This window comes from Ruegeria sp. CH10 (assembly GCF_056537125.1).
The window spans coordinates 138,052-156,771 of record NZ_JBQFQY010000008.1 but is presented as its reverse complement, the minus strand read 5'-3'; the positions used below and the strand labels follow the sequence as shown (position 1 = coordinate 156,771).

Genomic DNA, 18,720 nt, shown 5'->3' with positions numbered 1-18,720 from the left:
AAAAAGCCTTAAGTGGTCTTCCGAGCGATGACCGCGAATTCGCTATGCTGCTCGGAATAGGGTGAGCCTCTGATATCCTTGTAGATGTGTCCGACCGAGAGCCCGGCCATCTCCAATTCGCGCGTCAGGCTGTCCGGGCTGAAATACTGCAACCAGTTATAGATGACCTCGGGCCGACCGCGTTCCGGGAAGATCGAGTATTTATCGAGCATGACCGCTTCTTGTTCGTACTTGAACGTGTTCACAAAACAATAATAGTCACTTGCGGCCCAGAAATGATTGAGCTGGTTGCGCTCGTAGAAACTGGCAGACTTACGCTCGGCGAAGGCGGCCATGGAATAGACATCCAACAGCACCGCGCCGTTCGCCTTTAGAGCTTTGTGAAAAATACGACGTAAATCCGATCTTTGCGCAGGGCTTAAGGCACAGAAATCGCACATGATCATCGTGATCAGATCGAATTGATCTGTCTGGTCGAACGCCAGATAGTTGCCTTGAAGATACTCAATCTTCTGGCCCGATTGTTGCGCCTGCTGTCTTGCATATCGGATAGACGTGGCCGAAAAATCCAATCCGGTAACGTTTGCCCCGGATTTTTCAAACCGAGACGTATACAGCCCCGGACCGCAGCCAAAGTCACAAACGGACTTCCCCGGTTGCAGATCAAAATGGTCAATGATCCACTCTGAGGACGCCTCAATAAAGGCGCGCTTTCTGGACGCGATGTCGACCGTTTCATTCAGATGAAATTCCAGCATCTGTCTGGATCGGTGCTCATCAGCCCACAGAGCCTCAGCGGTATAGACCCCAAAGACTGTGGGTTTGTCATTGATCTCATTTAGTTCTTTGTACATCGCCAATCTTTCTGCACGCGGAGAGCATGCCTGCTCTGGTCGCCCCGTTCTGCGCATATCAGTCAGGTTATGATGGATAGTTGGGCCGCAGCAACGCAACGCGCGGTGTGTAACGGTTACAGGTTTGGGCGAGAGGGAATTGGTTGGGCCCGCCCTAGCGGGACACTGGGTCAACCCAACCGGCAGCAGACAGCTGTCTGAGAACCCGCTCGGCATCTGCCCTGTCCTCGAACAGGGTTCTCAGGACCAGTGAAACACGGCTTTCCGGCCAAGAGGTTTGGAAAGCTCCGACCATTTCGCGGGCTTTGTCATGCTGCCCCGATGCCTGATAGGCGGCAATTAGGTGGGCTGTGTTAATCTCACTGATGGGTCCGCCAGTGCGTACGGCCTCTGTCAGATGCCAGATGGATTTGTCATAGTCACCGGTGTGAAAAAAGGCGGTTCCCAGCGCGTTCCGCCAAGGCAACCCGGTGCCAGAACGGCCCCGGTGCAGCTTTGGATTGGCATTGGCGATTGTGCGTTCGAAATCGCCGGAAAACACGGAAATGACAGCGTCGATTTCAAGCGAAAACAGGTTATCAGGCTCAAGCTGCAGCGCGCGATGGCTGGATTGCTGAGCCGCAGCAAAATCTCGATGGACAAACTGCGAAAAAGCCTTGGCCGAATGGCTCCAGGCTTTGGTCGAATCCAACTCCAATGCGCGTTCCGCAAAGGCATTGGCAGCGTTCAAATGAACCTCGCGCTCCTGCGCGCTTGCTGACAGCCCGGCCAGAATGGTCGAGGCTTGCGACGCGCCAGCGTAACTGCCGTAGTAGTTCGGATCCAGACGCATTGCTTCTTCGAACATCTCCAGTGCTGCCGAAACGCGCAGCAATTCGGGCGCCGGGAACAGCAATGCGCGCGCTTCGTCGGACATATTGCGGGCCAATAGGGCCGTGGGCTTGTTTTCAAACAATGCCGACCTTGCCTCAGGCGACAGATCCTGCGGCTTTGAGGGTGTGTTGGAACGCGGCATCACAAAGACAGCCATTGCCGCCAACACCACGGCTATTGTGCCTCCAAGAATCCAAGGCACCAGAGGCTTGGAAAACAGTTTGTGATCCTGAGGAGCCTGAAGTGAAATCCGCTCGAACCGGGGTGCATAACCACCCTTGTCGATGTGAATGCGCACCGGATCGCCCTGCCCTTCGGAGGCATAATACAGGTCCAGCCGTTGGCGCAGTCGTGTTGCGTCCACCCGTACGACGGCGTCTGGATTGCCGTCCTCTCCCGGGCCCTTGTTGTACACATCCTCAAGGATTGTCTTGCCCAAGATCAAATCATGACGGCCTGCCAGTTCCTGCTCGACCACATAGGTCAAAAAGGCTCTCAGGCGTTCGGCACCGCTGAATTCGCTGCTTTCGACCACGCGATGCAGAGCAGCCTGTTTCTCCTGCCTGTCGATCTTGGGTTCAGCCATGTGCGGAAAGCCTCACAGACAATCTGTAACGGTTACATACCCCAAGTTACATTGTTCGACTGCGCTTTGCATCTCTCAAATGGCCGCATCGCGATCTGTGATTGCGTCGATTTCGGACGTGTCCCTTGAACGCGGTTAACGGGGTCCTTGAACCAAAAAAACAGGAAGAAAACATGGTAGACTTGTCCAAACGCCACGGCCTTGCAACGTCGCTTTTCGCAGGTTTCTCCGTGTTTCTAGGGGCGCAAAGCCTGGCACAGGACGCGCCCATCGTGCGCGATGCAGAGTACTACATACTCGAGGCACAAAACGGTGAACGCTGGGCCCAAGAGGACCAGGCAATCGACGATGCACTGGCTGCATTCCAAGAGGTCAATAACGGTAAGCCGCCCAATGTTCTTTACATTCTGATCGACGATATCGGCTTTGGCGATCTGGGCAGCGAGACCCTGAATGCCATTCGTGGCTACAAGACCCCTTCGATCAATCAATTTGCCACCGAAGGCATGCGGTTGGCGAGAATGTATACCGAACCCTCCTGCACACCCACCCGTGTCGCGTTCATGACCGGCCGTCAGCCGCACCGCAACGGCATGGGCAACACACAGGTCGAGCTTTCGGGCTTTGGCCTGGCCAAGGATGAGGTGACCCTGGCCGAGCTTTTGTCAGATGCCGGATACAATACCGCCCATATCGGGAAATGGCACATGGGCGACATTCGCGAGTCCTGGCCGAATTTCCAGGGCTTCGATTTCGCGGCCTTCCCGATCCATCAACAGGGTCAGCTGACCATTTACCATGACGATGCCGCAGACGAAGAGGTCTCGGTCGGGATTGGCGACAATAACTATGACGATCTCTACACCATGGATCGCTGGCTGCGCACGGATGCGTCCCGGCTGGCGACTGGGGTAGAAGGCGTGCGGAACGAGGATGTTCGCGAAGTCCATATGGAACCGGGCGAGCGCTGGACCGAAGCAAAATACCACGAAATGAACCTGCGCTATCAGGATCAGGCAATGGATCAGCTGCGCGCGCTTGCCGCGCAGGATGAACCCTTTTTCCTGCAATACTGGCCGCTTTACCCCCTGACAGGCCCGCGGACGACGACCGATGAATACACAACGCCAAATGGCGGGCACTATGTCGAGAAAATGAAGCTGGTCGACAGCTGGATCGGTGACCTGCTGGCCGAGATGGAGACACTGGGCGTTGCCGACAACACCATCGTCATCATCATGGGCGACAACGGTCATTTCACAAAGTATGCGCCACAATCGGGCTATACGCCCATGATCTTCCGTGGGGGCAAGGGCGCGACCACCGAAGGCGGGGTGCGCGTCGACGCCTTTGTGCGCTGGCCCGAGATGATCCAGGCAGGGTCGGTCGTGGGCGATATGATCCACGTGACAGATCTGTTCACTACGCTGGCACGGGTCGCCGGAGTAACAGACGCCATACCGCGTGATCGAGTAATTGATGGGATTGATCAGACGTCTCTGTTGTTCAATGGCGAGGCCCATGGCCGGCGTGATTACGTCTTTCTTTACAATATCAACAAATTAGAGGCTGTGATAAAAGAGCAGTACAAGCTCGCCATTCCCGGTGGAAACATTGAAAACGCGATCCTTGCGGATTTCTACGATCTGTTTCGCGACCCGCAAGAGAAATACCCCGTCTCAACTGAGATCGGAGCCTGGGGCAGCGCAAAGTTTGTCAACATGATCCAGCGCCATTTCCAACGCAAAAACAAATATCCCGACACACCGCCCGGTACCGGCGTTCCCTATGACGGGATTGTCAACCTGCGCCCCGAGACACAGGCAACCGTCGAAGAGTTCTTCTTCATGCGGCAGACCCCAGAACAATAAAGCCCCCTTGCAAATCCAGTTTGAAAAACTGCTCCAGGAAGGAGAACGATATGACCCCGTTTTTGACCAAAATCTCATCTGTCCGAACCGCAACACTGGCATGTGCTTTGCTCGCCCTCTCGGTCGCGCCGCTGTCGGACGCTGTTGCGCAAACGGCCAATGCCTCGTGCGGAACGGATCTGCCTTTGTCCGGCACGCTTACATTTAATGGCCAATCGGTATCGGTACTGGTTGGCGTCCGCTGGGGCAAAGGTGTTCTGACGCTGAACGACGGTCAGGAGATTCCGTTTTCCGCGAATGGCATGAAGGCCCTGGAATCCGGCGTCCGTGTGGGTGAGATCGAAGGCGAGGTTTATGGCCTGACCGACCCTGTGGACTTTGTCGGGCAATACTATGGTTCGGCGGGCGGCCTTGTCCCGGTGCAGTCGTCCGGCGATATCACGCTGGTCAATTCCTCATGCGTCGTAATCGTGGCGCGGCACAAATCCACGGGCGTAACCCTGTCGGTGCCGGCAGAGCAGTCCGTGAAAATCCAGTTTCAGTGACCGCATCCGCGACCACTTATGGGGGCGGTCAGCCCCCTGTGCCACCAAAACATCTTGGAACCTGAATCGATGCGTCTTTTGATCATCCTTGTTTTGACCGCACTGGTGGGCTGTTCAGGTCCCAAAAACCTTGTCGGAGTGGAAACGGCCGTGCCGTCCGAAGGCGTTCCGGATCTCACCCGCCATCGGATCTACGTCGCAACACCGCGTGCGCTGTCAGAAGACCCGTCAGAGTTCTTTTCCGGCGCGCGCGCCCCCGAGTTGAGCTTTGCGGCGATCGACGTCACGATTCCGCCCGATCATCAGAAAGGCAAAATTGAACGACCAGCCTCACTGCCCCCTGATCCGCGCAAACACTTTGTTATCGAGACGCCGGGCTTGTTTTCTGACAAAGCGCAGTTTCAGCAGGCGGTCGGCGATGCGGCAAAATCCCTGCCAAGGGAAAACCGCGAAGTTCTGCTGTTCGTGCATGGGTACAACACAAACCTGACCAGTGCGGTTTTGCAGATGGCCCAGTTTGTCGAGGATTCCGGATACCAGGGTGTGCCGATCCTGTTCACCTGGGCCTCAAGCGGTCAGACGGTCAAATACGTTTACGACATCAACAGCGCGTTGATCGCCCGAGATCACCTGATCAGCATGTTTTCGGTGATGGAGGACTCGGCAATCGACGGATATGATCTGGTGGCGCATTCGATGGGTACGTTTCTGGTCATGGAGGCCGGACGGCAGGTGTCGATGACAACCGGTTTGAATCCCACAGGAAAGGCGCAAAACGTGGTGCTGGCGGCACCGGACATCGATATCGACCTTTTCCTGACGCAGATCCGCCGTTTCCCCGAACAATACAGGCGGTTCGTTGTGTTGGTGTCGCAGGATGACAAAGCGCTGAAGGCCAGCCAGCGGGTTGCGGGTGGCGTTGCGCGCCTTGGCCAGATCCCCGCCGACGAGCTGGCGGACCTGGGGATCAATGCCATCGATCTGAGCACCGTGGATGACACCGGTACGCTGGCCCATTCGAAATTCAAGGACTCGCCGCAAATCGCACAGCTGATGGGCACTGCCCTGACGCAGAGTTCAAGTTTTGAATCGGATTTCGACTTTTCGGTGGGGCGCACAATCGGCACAGGAATCGATGGGGTTCTTCAGGTCGTGCAGATCGATGGATGAGCGGGCCGAGGCGCAGTGCGCGCGGCAAGAACCACCTGACAATCGCAAAGAGAGGCCCAACATGCGTTCAGGACCGGCATTATTCAGAACGGCTTCGGCCCTCTTCCTGGCAGCTTGTGCTCTGCCCTCACTGACTGCGGCGCAGAGTGACCAGACCGGGCCAGTGGAAGAAACGGCAGGCGCCGAGACAGAGGCGCAGTTCACGACAGAAGAACTGCAAGAGCTTGTCGCGCCCGTCGCCCTTTACCCCGATACGCTGTTGATACAAATCCTAGTTGCGGCCACTTATCCGCTGGACGTGTCCAAAGCGGATCAGTTTGCCGAAGACACAGCTGACTCAGAGCCCGAAGCACGCAAGGCGCTGATCGAAGAGCAGGGCTGGGACGCCAGCGTGACCGTGCTTGCGACAGCCTTCCCCGATACGTTGTCCAGAATGGCCGACAACATCGCCTGGACCGAAACCATCGGCGCCGCAATGCTGGTCCAGAGCGAGGGTGTGATGGACGCCGTTCAGGTCAAACGCGCCGAGGCCGAGGCGGCGGGCACGCTTGACAGCGGTCAAGAACAGATAGTCGAGGTGACGCAAGAGGACAACGGCGACCAGACCATCACCATTGCACCGACAGACCCTCAGGTCGTCTATGTGCCGCAGTACAACACTGAAACCGTCTATGTTGTTGAGGAAGGCAGTGGCAGCTCCGGCGCAAACGAGGCCGTATCTGCTGCCTTGCTCTTCTTCGGGACAGCCGTGCTGATTGACGCCATTTTTGACGATGACGACGATTGGTACAGGTATTGGGGCTGCCTCAATTGCGGCGGCTGGCATGGCCGGCCGATCCATCATGACCCCGGCAGGATTGCCATCGGGAATGATCGGAACGTGTTCGTCAATACCGGTGATGTGACTGTCGGATGGCAACCTGACCCAAGGCGCGAGGCCGAAGCGCGTCGAACCATTCAGGATCGGCGGGCTCCGGGTGGCGCCACGACACTGCCTGCGCGCAGTCCCAACCGGGGCGACCAACTGCGGCGCGATCTGAGTGATCGGACCGGTGCGGCGGATATCACCCGTCCGCAGAGCGGTCAGATATCCGATCCTGCCCGTATTCCGGACAACGCCCGTCCGGATGTGGGCAGCGGCACGACCGATGTTCGGAACAACGTAAACACCGGCGATCAGGCTAATAGGCCGAGGGGCGCAGAAACACCCAGGCACAACACAGCGCCGGGTGAACCATCGCGACCCGGAAGGCCGCAGGGGCGCCCGACGCGGGGTGCCGACGGGCCGAGAAGAAAGTAATTCAGTTGTTCCGCCACGCGGTGCAGAACAAGGAGGGTTGAGTTTTGCAACAAAGGTCTGGTGTTACGCGTAAAGGGACAAACGGTCCTATGACACGACACATGGGTGCGGCGGCACTGCTGGCGATGTCCGCGCTACCGGGGCACGCTCAGAACACGGCGGGGGAATGGGATTTTGTTGTAACCCCCTATTTGTGGGCACCGGGCTTAACCGGCGACGTATCGCCGGGCCCAAGATCCCCTACCCTGAGCGTGGATGCGTCCTTTAGCGATCTTCTTGAGGAACTGGACATAGGGTTTCTGATCGCGGGCTCGGCGACCAAGGACAGGATCGGGGTCTTTGGTGACCTTCAATACTTTGATTTCAATTCGGGGGATGCATCGCCCGGCCCGCTTTTCAGCTCAGCCGTTGTTGATACGGACATCACGATTGCAACGCTGGGGCTGGAATACGTGGCCTATGGATCGCCAAGATCAGAGCTGCGTCTGGCCGCGGGCGTTCGGTACTATGACGTTTCGATCAACGGCTCTCTGACCGCAGGTGCGCTGCCAGGCCGGGATGTCACCGGTGGAGACGACTGGTGGGATGGGATTGTCGGAGTACGCGGACAGTCTTTTATCGACGATAACTGGTATCTTACCGGATGGTCTTTTGTGGGTGGCGGCGGTTCGGATTTGGCCGCAGATGTTTTCGGGGGCGTCGGCTATAAAATCAGCGAAACGGTGGATTTGGTCGGGGGGTACAGGTATTTCTCGGTCGATCGCGAAGATGGGAACGGCTTTGTCTACGATGTCGAGCAAAACGGTGCTCTGTTCGGTGTGAAGCTGAAATTCTAGGATGAGCCACCGGGTGAACGGTGTTTCCGGATAGGGTCGTAAGCTGCGCGTGGTTGGGGAAACCACACGCAGACTTTCGGTTTGGCCGCTTGTCTCAGCTGCGGCGGGCCCTGCCGCCTGTCAGAAGGCGGCCTCTACGTCGTTTGTGCAGACATACACGGATTTGACCTGCGAATAGTGTTTAATCGCTTCTTTGGAGTTTTCGCGGCCTACACCCGATCCTTTCATGCCACCGAACGGCGCCTCGACCGGAGTCAGGTTATACGTGTTGATGTAACAGCTGCCTGCCTGGAACGCCGCCGAAACCCGGTGAGCTCGTGCAAGATCTTTGGTGAATACGCCAGCGGCCAGACCAAACTCGGTCTCGTTGGCGCGGGCAATGGCTTCGTCTTCGGTTTCAAACTCCAACAAAGCCAGGACGGGGCCGAAAATCTCTTCGCGGGCAATGGTCATGTCGTCGGTGACATCCGTGAACAGGGTCGGTTCCATGTAGAAACCGGCGCCGCGATCAAGACGTGCGCCGCCATAGGCCAGCGTCGCCCCCTCGGCCTTGCCCTTTTCAACATAGCCAAGGGCGATATCCAGCTGTGCCTGACTGACCATGGGGCCAAAACTCACCTGCGGGTCCATCGGGTCACCGATCACAGCGCCCTCCAGCCGTTCGCAAAGGCGTTTGACAAAGGCGTCCTTTATGCCCTTTTGCACGAACACACGGGTACCATTGGAACAGACCTGCCCAGAAGAGTAATAGTTCCCGTTGATCACGCCGCTGATCGCATTCTCAAGATCGGCATCGTCGAAGACAAGTATGGGGGATTTGCCGCCCAATTCCATGGTCACGTGTTTCATGCCTTCGGCGGCGGCGGCATAAACCTTTTTGCCCGTCGGGACCGAGCCGGTCAGAGACACCTTGTCTATCCGCGTGTCGGCCACCATCGCGGCGCTGGCGTCACGCAGGCCCTGCACCACGTTGAAAACACCGGCGGGCGCGCCGGCGTCGGTCAGAAGCTCGGCCAGTTTCAGCGCTGTCAGCGGGGTCGTTTCGGACGGTTTGAACACCATCGTATTGCCACAGGCCAAGGCTGGGGCGGCTTTCCATGAGGCAATCTGGATGGGATAGTTCCATGCGCCGATGCCAAGGCAGACGCCAAGCGCCTCGGGCACGGTGTAGACGAAATCTCCGTTGCCGACGGGGATGTATTCTCCGGTCAAAGTTGCGGCCAGCCCACCGAAATATTCCAATGCCTCTGCCCCCGACAGAGCGTCTGCGACCAGTGTTTCCTGAAGCGGCTTGCCAGTGTCGTGGGTTTCGATCTTAGACAGGTCTTCGTTACACTGGCGGATCAGTTCGGCAGCACGGCGCAATACACGGCCCCGTTCGACGGCTGGGGTCGCAGCCCATGCTCTTTGCGCCGCCTTGGCACTGGAAATCGCCTGTTCGACAATCGCAGGCGTGGCCGAGTGCACCCGGGCGATAACCTCGCCGGTCGCCGGGTATATCACATCAATCGCCTCGCCATCGGTATCTTCGACATATGCGCCATTGATGAAATGACTGGCCTTGGGTTGATACTTCATTCTGTCCTCTTGGAAGAAGTCGCTACGCCTGAACACAGGGGCAGCTTTGACATTGCATTCAAATGGCGCGCGCTGGTGGGTTCAGTCGCTGGCGGGTTTCCCATTCCGGGTCGATCCAGACATCGGCATTGGACGCGGGCAGCGGGTCACGCCCCAGGATCAAATCCGCGCCGCGTTCCCCCACCATCATCGACGGGGCGTTCAGGTTGCCGTTGGGGATCACCGGGAAGATGGACGAATCCACCACGCGCAGGTTCTCCATTCCGCGGACCCGACATTCGGGGTCCAGTACGGCCATGGGGTCATCATCGCCACCCATCTTGCAAGTGCCCGAGGGGTGATAGGCGGTTTCCGCCTCTTGCCGGACCCATGCGTCGATCTCATCATCTGTCCGGACATCTGCGCCGGGCGCGTATTCGCCTGCATTGAACGGGTCCAGCGCCGGTTGATTCATGATTTCCCGCGTCAGACGCACCGCGCGCCGCCAATCCTCGATATCCTCTTGTTCCTTGAGGTAATTGAACAGGATCTTGGGGTGGTCTTCCATGTTCGGAGTTTGGATCCGCACATGACCACGGCTTTTAGCCTTGTTCGGACCGACATGCACCTGGAACCCGTCTTCTTTGAAGGCAGGATCGCCGGAATAAGAAATCGCTCCGGGAAGGAAATGGAACTGGATATCGGGCCAGCGCAACCCTGCGCGCGACCGTATGAACCCACCCGATTCAAACTGGTTTGAGGCCCCGATGCCTTTTTTGGTCAACAGCCATTGCAGTCCGATCTTAGCCTCGTTGAGCAACCCAAGTTTGGAATTCAGGCTGACGGGCTGCGAACAGCGCATTTGAAAGAACACCTCAAGGTGATCCATCAGGTTTTCGCCGACACCGGGCAGATCATGCACGACCTCAACCCCGGCGTTGCGCAGAACATCAGCCGGGCCAATACCCGAAACCTGCAGCAAGGCCGGAGAGTTAAAGGCGCTGGCCGCGATGATCACCTCTTTGTTCGCCTTGGCGATTTTGCGCTGGCCCTTACGATCATATTCGATCCCGGTGGCGCGCTTGCCGTCCAGAACGATACGCTTGGCAAAAGCCCAGGTCTCGATTTTCAGGTTCTTGCGGTGGCGGATCGGTTTCAGGAAACACCGCGCGGTCGAGCTGCGCCGCCCTTCAAACGCGGTCATCTGATAGGGGCCGAACCCCTCTTGCCGGTAACCGTTATAGTCGGTCGTAGCCGGATAGCCCGCTTCGACGCCCGCGTCGATAAATGCCTGATACAGGGGCGTACCAACCATGTCATTTCCGCGCGAGACTCTCAGGTATCCATCCGTGTTGCGATATTCATCTTCGCTGCCGCTATATTGCTCGCTGCGTTTGAAATAGGGCAGCACCTGCGCATAGCCCCAGCCCTTGGCACCCAGTTCGACCCATTCATCATAATCGCAGGCGTGGCCACGCACGTAGGCCATGCCGTTGATCGCAGACGATCCACCCAAACCCTTGCCCCGATGCTGACCAATCCGGCGATTGTTCATGTAGGGTTCAGGCTCGGTCACGTGTTTCCAGTTAAAGCGGTCAAACTTCATCGGATACGTCATCGCGGCGGGCATGTTGACAAACAGGTTGTCATTCTCGCCTCCGGCCTCAAGCAGCAGCACTGTATTGGCGGCATCTTCGGTCAGTCGGTTGGCCAGGACCGCACCAGCCGAACCCGCGCCCACGATGACATAATCGAACTGTTCCATCGTCTTTTCCCATGTTTCCCGGCGATGTCAGCAAACACGAACGCTTGCGACCTGATCACCTGATCACCTGTGCACCGCGCAGCGACGCTGGGTTTGCCGTCGCGAGCTGACGCAGTTTTGTTGACTTAACTCTGTTATCGATTTTTAACTGATTGATCAGTCAAAAACGATTTTCTTGGAGCTCTAGCTGACATTGACTGACTTGCCAGTCAACAAAAAACGACGCGTTGCCATCAGGCACGAGGTCAGGGATACATCCGACTTTCAGAAAGCCGCCGTTGGGACTGCCAAAAGGTGGCTGATGTCGGCTAAGGGTCTTTTCGCCCTTGAGGGCACGGTGGCGACCCGCGGCGCGAATTTTCAGGATGGTTGGGTAACGGATTGCGCGTGGATATTGATCGGGCCTATTGTTTCCCTATGAAGTCGTTCACACGCCAACACAATACGCTCTGGCCCATCGCATGAGTGTCACCCTCAAAGAAGTCGCGGCTCTGGCCGGTGTATCGCGCTCAGCCGTGTCGCGCACGTTTACAAAAGGGGCTTCGGTCTCGGCCAAGACGCGCAGCAAGGTCGAGAAAGCAGCAGCAGAACTGGGCTACAGCCCGAACGCGCTGGCCTCTTCCCTGACCACCGGGCGGACCAAGCTGATCGGTCTGATTTCCAACAACTTTCACAACCCGATCTTTCTGGAAGTGTTCGATCAGTTCACCCGTGCCCTGCAGGAACGCGGGCTGCGCCCGTTGATCGTGAACCTGACGGATGAGACGGAACCTACAAACTCTGTGCGGATGTTGCGGCAATATTCGGTGGACGCGGCGATTGTCGCCTCATCAACCCTGCCCCCAAGCTTTGCCAAGGCATTTCATGATGCGGGCGTTCCGGTTGTGCATACGTTTGGCCGCTCGGCAACCTCGCCCGAGGTGCATGTGGTTGGCATCGACAACGTGGAATGCGGACGCATGGCCGCCCGCGAGCTTTTGGCGCGCGGTTACCGCCATGTGGGTTATCTGGGTGGGCCCAAAGACGCCACATCCGCCATGGACCGCTATCGCGGTTTCATGGAAGAGGCCGAAAAGCACCCCGACCTGAATGTGACGCATTCCTTTGCGGGTGCCTATTCGTTTGAGGCGGGGCGCGCGGAAATGTTGCGCCTGTTGCAGGGTCAGCCCGCCGAAGGGTATTTCTGCGGCGATGACATTCTGTCGATCGGGGCCTTGTCCGCGCTGTCAGACCATGGCCTGCAACCCGGCAAGGACATCGGCATAATCGGTCTGAACGACATGGAGATGTCGCGCTGGCAAAGCGTTGATCTGACCACAATCCACCAGCCGATCAAACAGATCATCACCGCCTCAGTCGATCTGGTCGAAGAGATGCTGAAAGATCCTGCGCGCTATCCCGAAGCCCGGATTTTTCCCTGCCGCGTGATCGAGCGGGGCACGTTACGGCCCCGCCCCTGATCAACGGAACATGGGCGGACGCGCGTCAGTCCACGCCCCGTCGTTCTTCGACGAGGCAACCGCCGCATGCACGGCGGCGATAGACCGCACGCCATCAGCGGGTGTTGGCAAGCCGTCACGGGTTTCACCCTGAATGGCGTCAGCCAGATCGCAATAGATATTCGCAACGGCCAGCGGGAACCCTTCGGGATGGGCAATGGCAACACGGGACAGGCGCTGCGCGTCTTCGTGCAAGCCGCCTTCGCCCTTTTCAATGATCTGCGTGCGGCCATTGACAGGGGTATAGACCAGCTGGTTCGGCTGTTCCGACATCCAGCGCAGACCACCGGTTTCGCCAAAGACCTGAATGTCGAACCCGTGCTGCCGCCCAATAGCCACGGATGAAGTCCACAGTCGCCCAACCGCGCCGCCCTCGGTGCGGAAGTTGACCATAGCGTCATCTTCAAGCTCGCGGCTGGAAATGGTCGAGGCCATATCCGCCGAGAGCGTTTTGACCTCATCGTCGCTGATAAAGCTCGCCATATGCAGCGCGTGGATGCCGCAATCGGCAAACTGCCCGGAAACGCCCGCCATCGCCGGATCGTAACGCCAGCGCACACGGGGGTTGTCGGCATCCGTGGCGTCCCCATGATGACCATGGCTGAAATTCGTCACCACCAGCCGTACTTTGCCGATGTCGCCCGCCCGCACCATCGCGCGGGCCTGCCGGACCATCGGATAGGCGGAATAACAGTAGTTGACCGCACAAATCTTGCCCGAGGCTTCGGCGACGCGGACGATCTCTTCGCCCTCTTCCACCGTCATGGTCATCGGCTTTTCGCACAGCACGTGGAACCCGGCCTCAAGAAAGGCTTTCGCAATCTCGAAATGGGTGGCGTTCGGCGTCGCAATCGTCACCAGATCGATGCGGTCGGCGCGGTCTTTTTCACCGGCCAGCATCTCTAGCCAGTCGCCATAGGCACGGTCCTGCGCTACCCCCAGACGTTGCGCATATTCGCGCCCGACATCGGGGCGATGATCCAGTGCGCCCGCAGTGAATTCGAACATCCCGTCAGCCAATGCACCCAAACGGTGGGCGGGTCCGATCTGACTGCCCTCGCCCCCGCCAATCATGCCCCATTTCAGTTTTGCCATGATCTTAGTCTCTCTTCTATCATGCCGATATTTGCGTCAGAAATCGCTGACCGCCTGCCATTGCCGCTGGTCCGAGGATGCAAGTGCTGCCGCCAGAACCCGGTTGACCTCATGCCCAACGCGGAACGTGGGCCAGATATTCTGGCCGGTGTGAATGGCGTGCAGGAAATCCTTGGCCTCAATGATGATCTGATCCTGATACCCGGTCCCGTGCCCCGGCCCCTGACAGAAGGGTTCATAATCAGGGTGGGCAGGGCCGGTCAGGATTTTGGTAAAGCCCCGCGTCGCCTCAGGCCCTTCGCTGCGATACAACCACAGGGCGTTCTGATCCTCTTGATCGAAGCGGATCGCGCCCTTCGTGCCCGAGATTTCATAGGCATAGCCCATCTTCCGCCCCGTCGCGACACGGCTGAAATACAGATTGCCCATGACGCCATTCTCAAAGCGGCACATCATCTGGGCGTGGTCATCATTGGTGACCTCGCCACCCGGACGATGACGGTGCACGGTTTCGACATCCGCCATGACCTGCGTGATCGGCCCGATCAGAGCCAGCGCACCGTTGACCATATGGGGTGCCAGATCCCCGATCGTGCCATTGGCCATGCCCGTTGTACGCCAACTCGCCGGAGCCTGCGGATCGGCATAAAAATCTTCGGTATGTTCGCCCCGAAACCATGTGATATCCCCGATCTCACCATTCGCGATCAGCTGCCTTGCGAATTGGCTGGCCGGGGTTCGGATATAGTTGAACCCAACCATATTGATCGCGCCTGCAGCCTCGGCTGCTGCCACCATCGCGCGGCTGTCATCGAGCGAGGCCCCCAGTGGTTTTTCGCACAGCACCGGCTTGCCCAAGGCAAAGGCCGCTTCGGCAATCTGACGGTGCGTGGTTTGCGGTGAGGCGATCACGATTGCCTCTACCTTAGGGTCATTCACCAGCGCGCGCCAATCCTTGGTCGCGCGCTGAAACCCATAGGCTGCGCGATAGCGTTCGGCACTGTCGGCGGTTGAGGCGCAGATCACCTCAAGCCGGGGGCGAAGGACGGTGTTGAACACGGCCCCCACGGCGGCCATCGCAACGGAATGGGCCTTGCCCATATAGCCGCCACCGACGATTCCTATTCCGATTTCAGGCATGTGCAACGGCTCCGAACATTGTATTTGCAACCGGTTGCAAAATGAGTATCGTGTGAATCGATTCAACGCAAGGACCAACGATCCCTGCCCGCCCTTTTTGCCGGAGGACACGACGTGAGCACTTTGATGGATGGGATCAAGGGAAACCGGTTTGCCGTCTTCGGGCGCGCGGGCATCGATCTGTTCGCCGAGCCCATCAATGTCAAAAGCGAGGATGCAGGCACCTTTCACGCCGATCTGGGCGGGTCCTCGGCCAATATCTGCGCGGGGCTGGTCAAGCTGGGCAGTCAGGCGTCACTGGTCACATCGATCTCGGACGATGCGGTGGGGCGGTTCTGCATGAACCGGCTGGCGCATTACGGCGTGGATACATCGTATATCCGCGTTCAGGGCGGCGAATATCGCACCTCACTGGCCTTGTATGAAAGCCGGACAGAGGATTTCCAAAACGTCATCTACCGCAACGGAGCGGTTGATTTTCAGGTCACCGAAGAAGACGTGGACAAGGTAGACTACACCGCCTTTACAGCCGTGCTGTCCGCCGGGACAGTGTTCGCCGCCGAGCCGTCGCGCAGCGCCACGTTCCGAGCCTTTGAAAACGCCCGCAAGGCAGGATTGCCGGTGATTTTCGACATAGACTACCGCCCCTACAGCTGGCCATCGCCCGAAGTGGCCGCCGATGTGCTGTCACGCGCCGGTGACGCCAGCGACCTGATCGTCGGCAATGACGAAGAGTTCGGCTTCATGGCAGGCGGCATTGAGAAAGGTTTTGCCAAGGCTCAGGACCTGGCCCGCAAGCCGGGGCGCGTCGTGATCTACAAGATGGGCGAAAAGGGCGCGGTCACTTTGGCGGACGGGCAGGAGATCGAAACCGGCATCTACCCCGTTGACGCGATCAAACCCGTCGGTGCCGGCGACAGTTTCATGGCCGGGCTGCTGGCCTCAATCGCGGCGGGCTATCCGCTGAAAGAGGCGGTGATGCGCGGGTCGGCCTGTGCGTCGATTGTCGTGTCGCATCCCGGCTGCTCTCCGGCCATGCCGACCACGTCTGAACTGGACGCATTTCTGGCGTCCCACCCCGGTCCGACGACCTAGGAGGTCCCCATGCACATCGCCCCATTCGACAATCAGAACAAGCCCATCGTGGATGCCGATGATCCAACAGTTCCGCTGAACTATTTCAACATCGTCAAACTGAAAAAGGGCGACGCGTTCGAATATCAGGTGCCCGGCTATGAAACCTGCATTGTTCCGGCAACCGGCAGCGTCGATGTCGACATCGACGGCGTCCCCTTCCCCGCTTTGGGAAACCGGGGCGAGGATGTCTGGGACGGCGAACCCGAGGGGGTCTATGTCCCTGTTGGGGCCAAGGCGCAGATGGTTTGCCTGTCCGAGTCCGCCGAGGTGTTCGTGGCCGGTGCAAAATACGACAAGGTGCTGGAACCGTTCGATGTGCGCGAACATGACCTAGTGCAATATGGCAGCGATGACACCAAAACCCATCGCAAGATCAAGCACATACTAGGCCAAAAACAACACGACAAGGTGGGCCGCCTGCTGGTGAGCGAGTTGTTCACCGTCGGCCAGGGCGGCTGGTCGGGTTTCCCCAACCACAAGCATGACACCAACCGCCTGCCCGATGAGACGCGGCATGATGAGACCTATAATTTCCGCTTCAAACCCAACTGGGGCTCGGGTCTGCAGATGCTGCAGCGTGAAGACAACGAACCCGGCGATGCGTATCACATCGTCGATGGATCGACCGTTTGCATCGACAATGGCTACCACCCCTGCTGTGTTCTGCCGGGGTACGAGATGTATTATTTCACCATCCTCGCCGGCCTGAGCCAGCGGTCGCTGGTGCAGTATTTCCAGCCCACCCATGCCTATCAGATCGAAACGATCCCGGGCATCAAAGACATGATCGCCAAGTTCAAATGACGCTTGTTACTCTGAAAGACGTCCTGCAGCCCGCATATGAACAAGGCTATGCCGTTGGCGGGTTGGTGACGCTGGGTTGGGAAGACATGCGTGCCTATGTGGCCGCAGCTGAGGCCGAAAACGCCCCCCTGATCCTGCAAGCGGGCCCAAGCTGTCGCGAGCACACGCCCTTGCCGATCCTTGGCAAGATGTTCCGGCATCTGGCCGAAAACGCCTCGGTCCCCGTTGTGGCGCATCTTGACCATGGCTATACCTTCGAAGAGTGCAGGATCGCGCTGGAGAGCGGCTTTACCTCGCTGATGTTTGACGGGTCGCGCAAACCCTTGCAGCAGAATATCGATGAGACCGCCGCCATTGCGGAAATGGCCCATGCCGCCGGGATTTCCTGCGAGGGTGAGATCGGGTTTGTCGGCTATTCCGGGGGCGAGGGCTCGAACGGCACCGATCCGACAGAGGCCGCGCAATTCGCCCGGCAAAGCGGCGTCGACGCGATGGCGATCTCGGTCGGCAATGTCCACCTGCAACAAGACAAAGAGGGCGGGCTGGATGAGGCCCGCATCGCCGAGATCGACACGCTGACCGAGGTGCCTCTGGTGATCCATGGCGGCTCGGGCGTGCCGGTGGAACAACGCGCGCGCCTGTCGCGCGACACATCGATCTGCAAGTTCAACATCGGAACCGAACTGCGCATGGCCTTTGGTCACGCGCTGCGTGAGGCCGTGAACCGCGACCCGGACCGGTTCGATCGCGTGACCATCCTGAAAGAAACCCATGATCCGGTCGAGGCCGCCGCTCGCACCGTCATACGGGCGTTTGGCGCGCCGCCTCAGCGGTAAGATCAGGCGTCACGCTCCATGATCCATTCGACCTCGGGCGCCGGGACGAACCGCCATTTGCGCAAGGGCCCGGCCATGACGTTCAGATAATACATCTCGAACCCGTAAGGCGCGCCACAGGGGTGGTGGCCGCGCGGTACGCAGACAACGTCCCCGTCCGATACTGCCATGGTTTCGTCCAACTGGCCGTCATCGGTATAGACCCGCTGAATGCCAAAGCCATTGGCCGGCTTCAGGCGGTGATAATAGGTCTCTTCCAGATAGGTGATGCGCGGATAGTCATCCTCGTCATGGCGGTGGCTGGGGTAGGATGACCAGTGACCGTTTGGCGTGAACACCTCGGTCACCAGCAGGCTGTCGGCGTAATCCTCATGTTCCATGGCGATGTTGTTGATATGGCGTGTGTTCACGCCCTTGCCGCGCTCGGTCAGCGTAATGCCTTCCGGCCCAATGCGCCGCGCCTTATGCCCGCCCTTGCCGGGGGCTGAACACACCGCCAGAACGCAATCGGTTTCCGCCACGGCCTCCCACTCGGTCCCGCTTGGCAGGTACAGGCAATGGGGCGCGGTCTTTTCAAAAACATTCATCCGGTCGCCCAGAACGCCCCAGTCCTGCCCCGCGCCTGAGATCCGTGCCTTGCCTTCAACCATGACCAGAATAACCTCACGGTCGCCGGTCATTTCAGCCGCCTTGTCGCCTGCTTTCAGATGGTAAAGGCCAAACCCGACATAGCGCCAACCGGCGCTGGCAGGGGTGATGTCATGCACTTTGCCCCGTGTCCCAAAAGGTTTCTTGAGCAGGTCTGCCATTGTCTTCTTCTCCTTTCGGGCGGGATGACCCCGCCCGGTTCTT

Annotated in this window: 16 protein-coding genes; 9 read left to right on the top strand and 7 right to left on the bottom strand. The window is 58.5% G+C overall.

What is annotated here, in order from left to right; all coding sequences use genetic code 11:
* Positions 1-8 precede the first annotated feature (8 nt).
* Positions 9-854, bottom strand: a complete 846-nt coding sequence (locus tag ACRZ94_RS19525) for a class I SAM-dependent methyltransferase (RefSeq protein ID WP_480798119.1) — start codon at positions 852-854, stop codon at positions 9-11.
* 154 nt (positions 855-1,008) lie between these two features.
* Complete coding sequence (locus ACRZ94_RS19520) at positions 1,009-2,313, bottom strand: tetratricopeptide repeat protein (protein WP_480798118.1); 1,305 nt, start codon at positions 2,311-2,313, stop codon at positions 1,009-1,011.
* Between the two features lie 173 nt (positions 2,314-2,486).
* Here ACRZ94_RS19520 and ACRZ94_RS19515 point away from each other — a divergent pair, with 173 nt between their 5' ends.
* The 5 genes from ACRZ94_RS19515 (at position 2,487) to ACRZ94_RS19495 (ending at position 8,035) form a co-directional block, all read left to right on the top strand.
* Entirely contained in the window at positions 2,487-4,184 is a 1,698-nt protein-coding gene (locus ACRZ94_RS19515) for a sulfatase-like hydrolase/transferase (protein ID WP_480798117.1), read from the top strand.
* A 50-nt stretch (positions 4,185-4,234) separates the two neighbouring features.
* On the top strand, positions 4,235-4,729 hold the full coding sequence (locus ACRZ94_RS19510) for a hypothetical protein (RefSeq protein ID WP_480656151.1): 495 nt from the start codon (positions 4,235-4,237) through the stop codon (positions 4,727-4,729).
* Between the two features lie 69 nt (positions 4,730-4,798).
* Positions 4,799-5,899 carry an alpha/beta hydrolase gene (locus ACRZ94_RS19505; RefSeq protein WP_480656153.1) on the top strand — a complete coding sequence of 367 codons (1,101 nt, stop codon included), beginning with the start codon at positions 4,799-4,801 and terminating at the stop codon, positions 5,897-5,899.
* Positions 5,900-5,960: 61 nt separating this feature from the next.
* Positions 5,961-7,199 carry a DUF3300 domain-containing protein gene (locus ACRZ94_RS19500; protein WP_480798116.1) on the top strand — a complete coding sequence of 413 codons (1,239 nt, stop codon included), beginning with the start codon at positions 5,961-5,963 and terminating at the stop codon, positions 7,197-7,199.
* Positions 7,200-7,288: 89 nt separating this feature from the next.
* The gene (locus ACRZ94_RS19495) at positions 7,289-8,035 is read left to right on the top strand and encodes a hypothetical protein (RefSeq protein ID WP_480798115.1); all 747 of its coding nucleotides are present in this window, start codon (positions 7,289-7,291) and stop codon (positions 8,033-8,035) included.
* 120 nt (positions 8,036-8,155) lie between these two features.
* Here ACRZ94_RS19495 and betB read toward each other — a convergent pair whose 3' ends face one another.
* Complete coding sequence (betB, locus tag ACRZ94_RS19490) at positions 8,156-9,613, bottom strand: betaine-aldehyde dehydrogenase (RefSeq protein WP_480798114.1); 1,458 nt, start codon at positions 9,611-9,613, stop codon at positions 8,156-8,158.
* A gap of 58 nt (positions 9,614-9,671) precedes the next feature.
* On the bottom strand, positions 9,672-11,357 hold the full coding sequence (gene betA, locus ACRZ94_RS19485; RefSeq protein WP_480798113.1) for a choline dehydrogenase: 1,686 nt from the start codon (positions 11,355-11,357) through the stop codon (positions 9,672-9,674).
* A gap of 461 nt (positions 11,358-11,818) precedes the next feature.
* Between betA and ACRZ94_RS19480 the strand changes: the two genes are divergently transcribed.
* On the top strand, positions 11,819-12,817 hold the full coding sequence (locus ACRZ94_RS19480) for a LacI family DNA-binding transcriptional regulator (RefSeq protein WP_480798112.1): 999 nt from the start codon (positions 11,819-11,821) through the stop codon (positions 12,815-12,817).
* Here the strand turns inward: ACRZ94_RS19480 and ACRZ94_RS19475 are convergent, their stop codons facing one another.
* Positions 12,818-13,951: a Gfo/Idh/MocA family protein gene (locus tag ACRZ94_RS19475; RefSeq protein ID WP_480798111.1), complete on the bottom strand. Its 1,134-nt coding sequence runs from the start codon at positions 13,949-13,951 to the stop codon at positions 12,818-12,820.
* A gap of 36 nt (positions 13,952-13,987) precedes the next feature.
* Positions 13,988-15,091, bottom strand: coding sequence for a Gfo/Idh/MocA family protein (locus tag ACRZ94_RS19470; protein ID WP_480798110.1), 1,104 nt, complete (start codon positions 15,089-15,091; stop codon positions 13,988-13,990).
* A gap of 126 nt (positions 15,092-15,217) precedes the next feature.
* Here ACRZ94_RS19470 and iolC point away from each other — a divergent pair, with 126 nt between their 5' ends.
* Genes iolC through ACRZ94_RS19455 form a run of 3 tightly spaced genes read left to right on the top strand, consistent with a single transcriptional unit; the run spans position 15,218 to position 17,868 of the window.
* Entirely contained in the window at positions 15,218-16,186 is a 969-nt protein-coding gene (iolC, locus tag ACRZ94_RS19465; RefSeq protein ID WP_480656392.1) for a 5-dehydro-2-deoxygluconokinase, read from the top strand.
* A 9-nt stretch (positions 16,187-16,195) separates the two neighbouring features.
* On the top strand, positions 16,196-17,032 hold the full coding sequence (locus tag ACRZ94_RS19460; protein ID WP_480798109.1) for a 5-deoxy-glucuronate isomerase: 837 nt from the start codon (positions 16,196-16,198) through the stop codon (positions 17,030-17,032).
* Positions 17,029-17,868 (top strand): class II fructose-bisphosphate aldolase, encoded by an 840-nt coding sequence (locus ACRZ94_RS19455; RefSeq protein WP_480798108.1) that lies wholly within the window; start codon positions 17,029-17,031, stop codon positions 17,866-17,868. The genes ACRZ94_RS19460 and ACRZ94_RS19455 overlap by 4 nt, the downstream gene beginning before the upstream one ends.
* A 2-nt stretch (positions 17,869-17,870) precedes the next feature.
* On the opposite strand, the gene iolB is transcribed toward ACRZ94_RS19455, so the two are convergent.
* Positions 17,871-18,677: a 5-deoxy-glucuronate isomerase gene (gene iolB / locus ACRZ94_RS19450; protein WP_480798107.1), complete on the bottom strand. Its 807-nt coding sequence runs from the start codon at positions 18,675-18,677 to the stop codon at positions 17,871-17,873.
* Between the last annotated feature and the right edge of the window lie 43 nt (positions 18,678-18,720).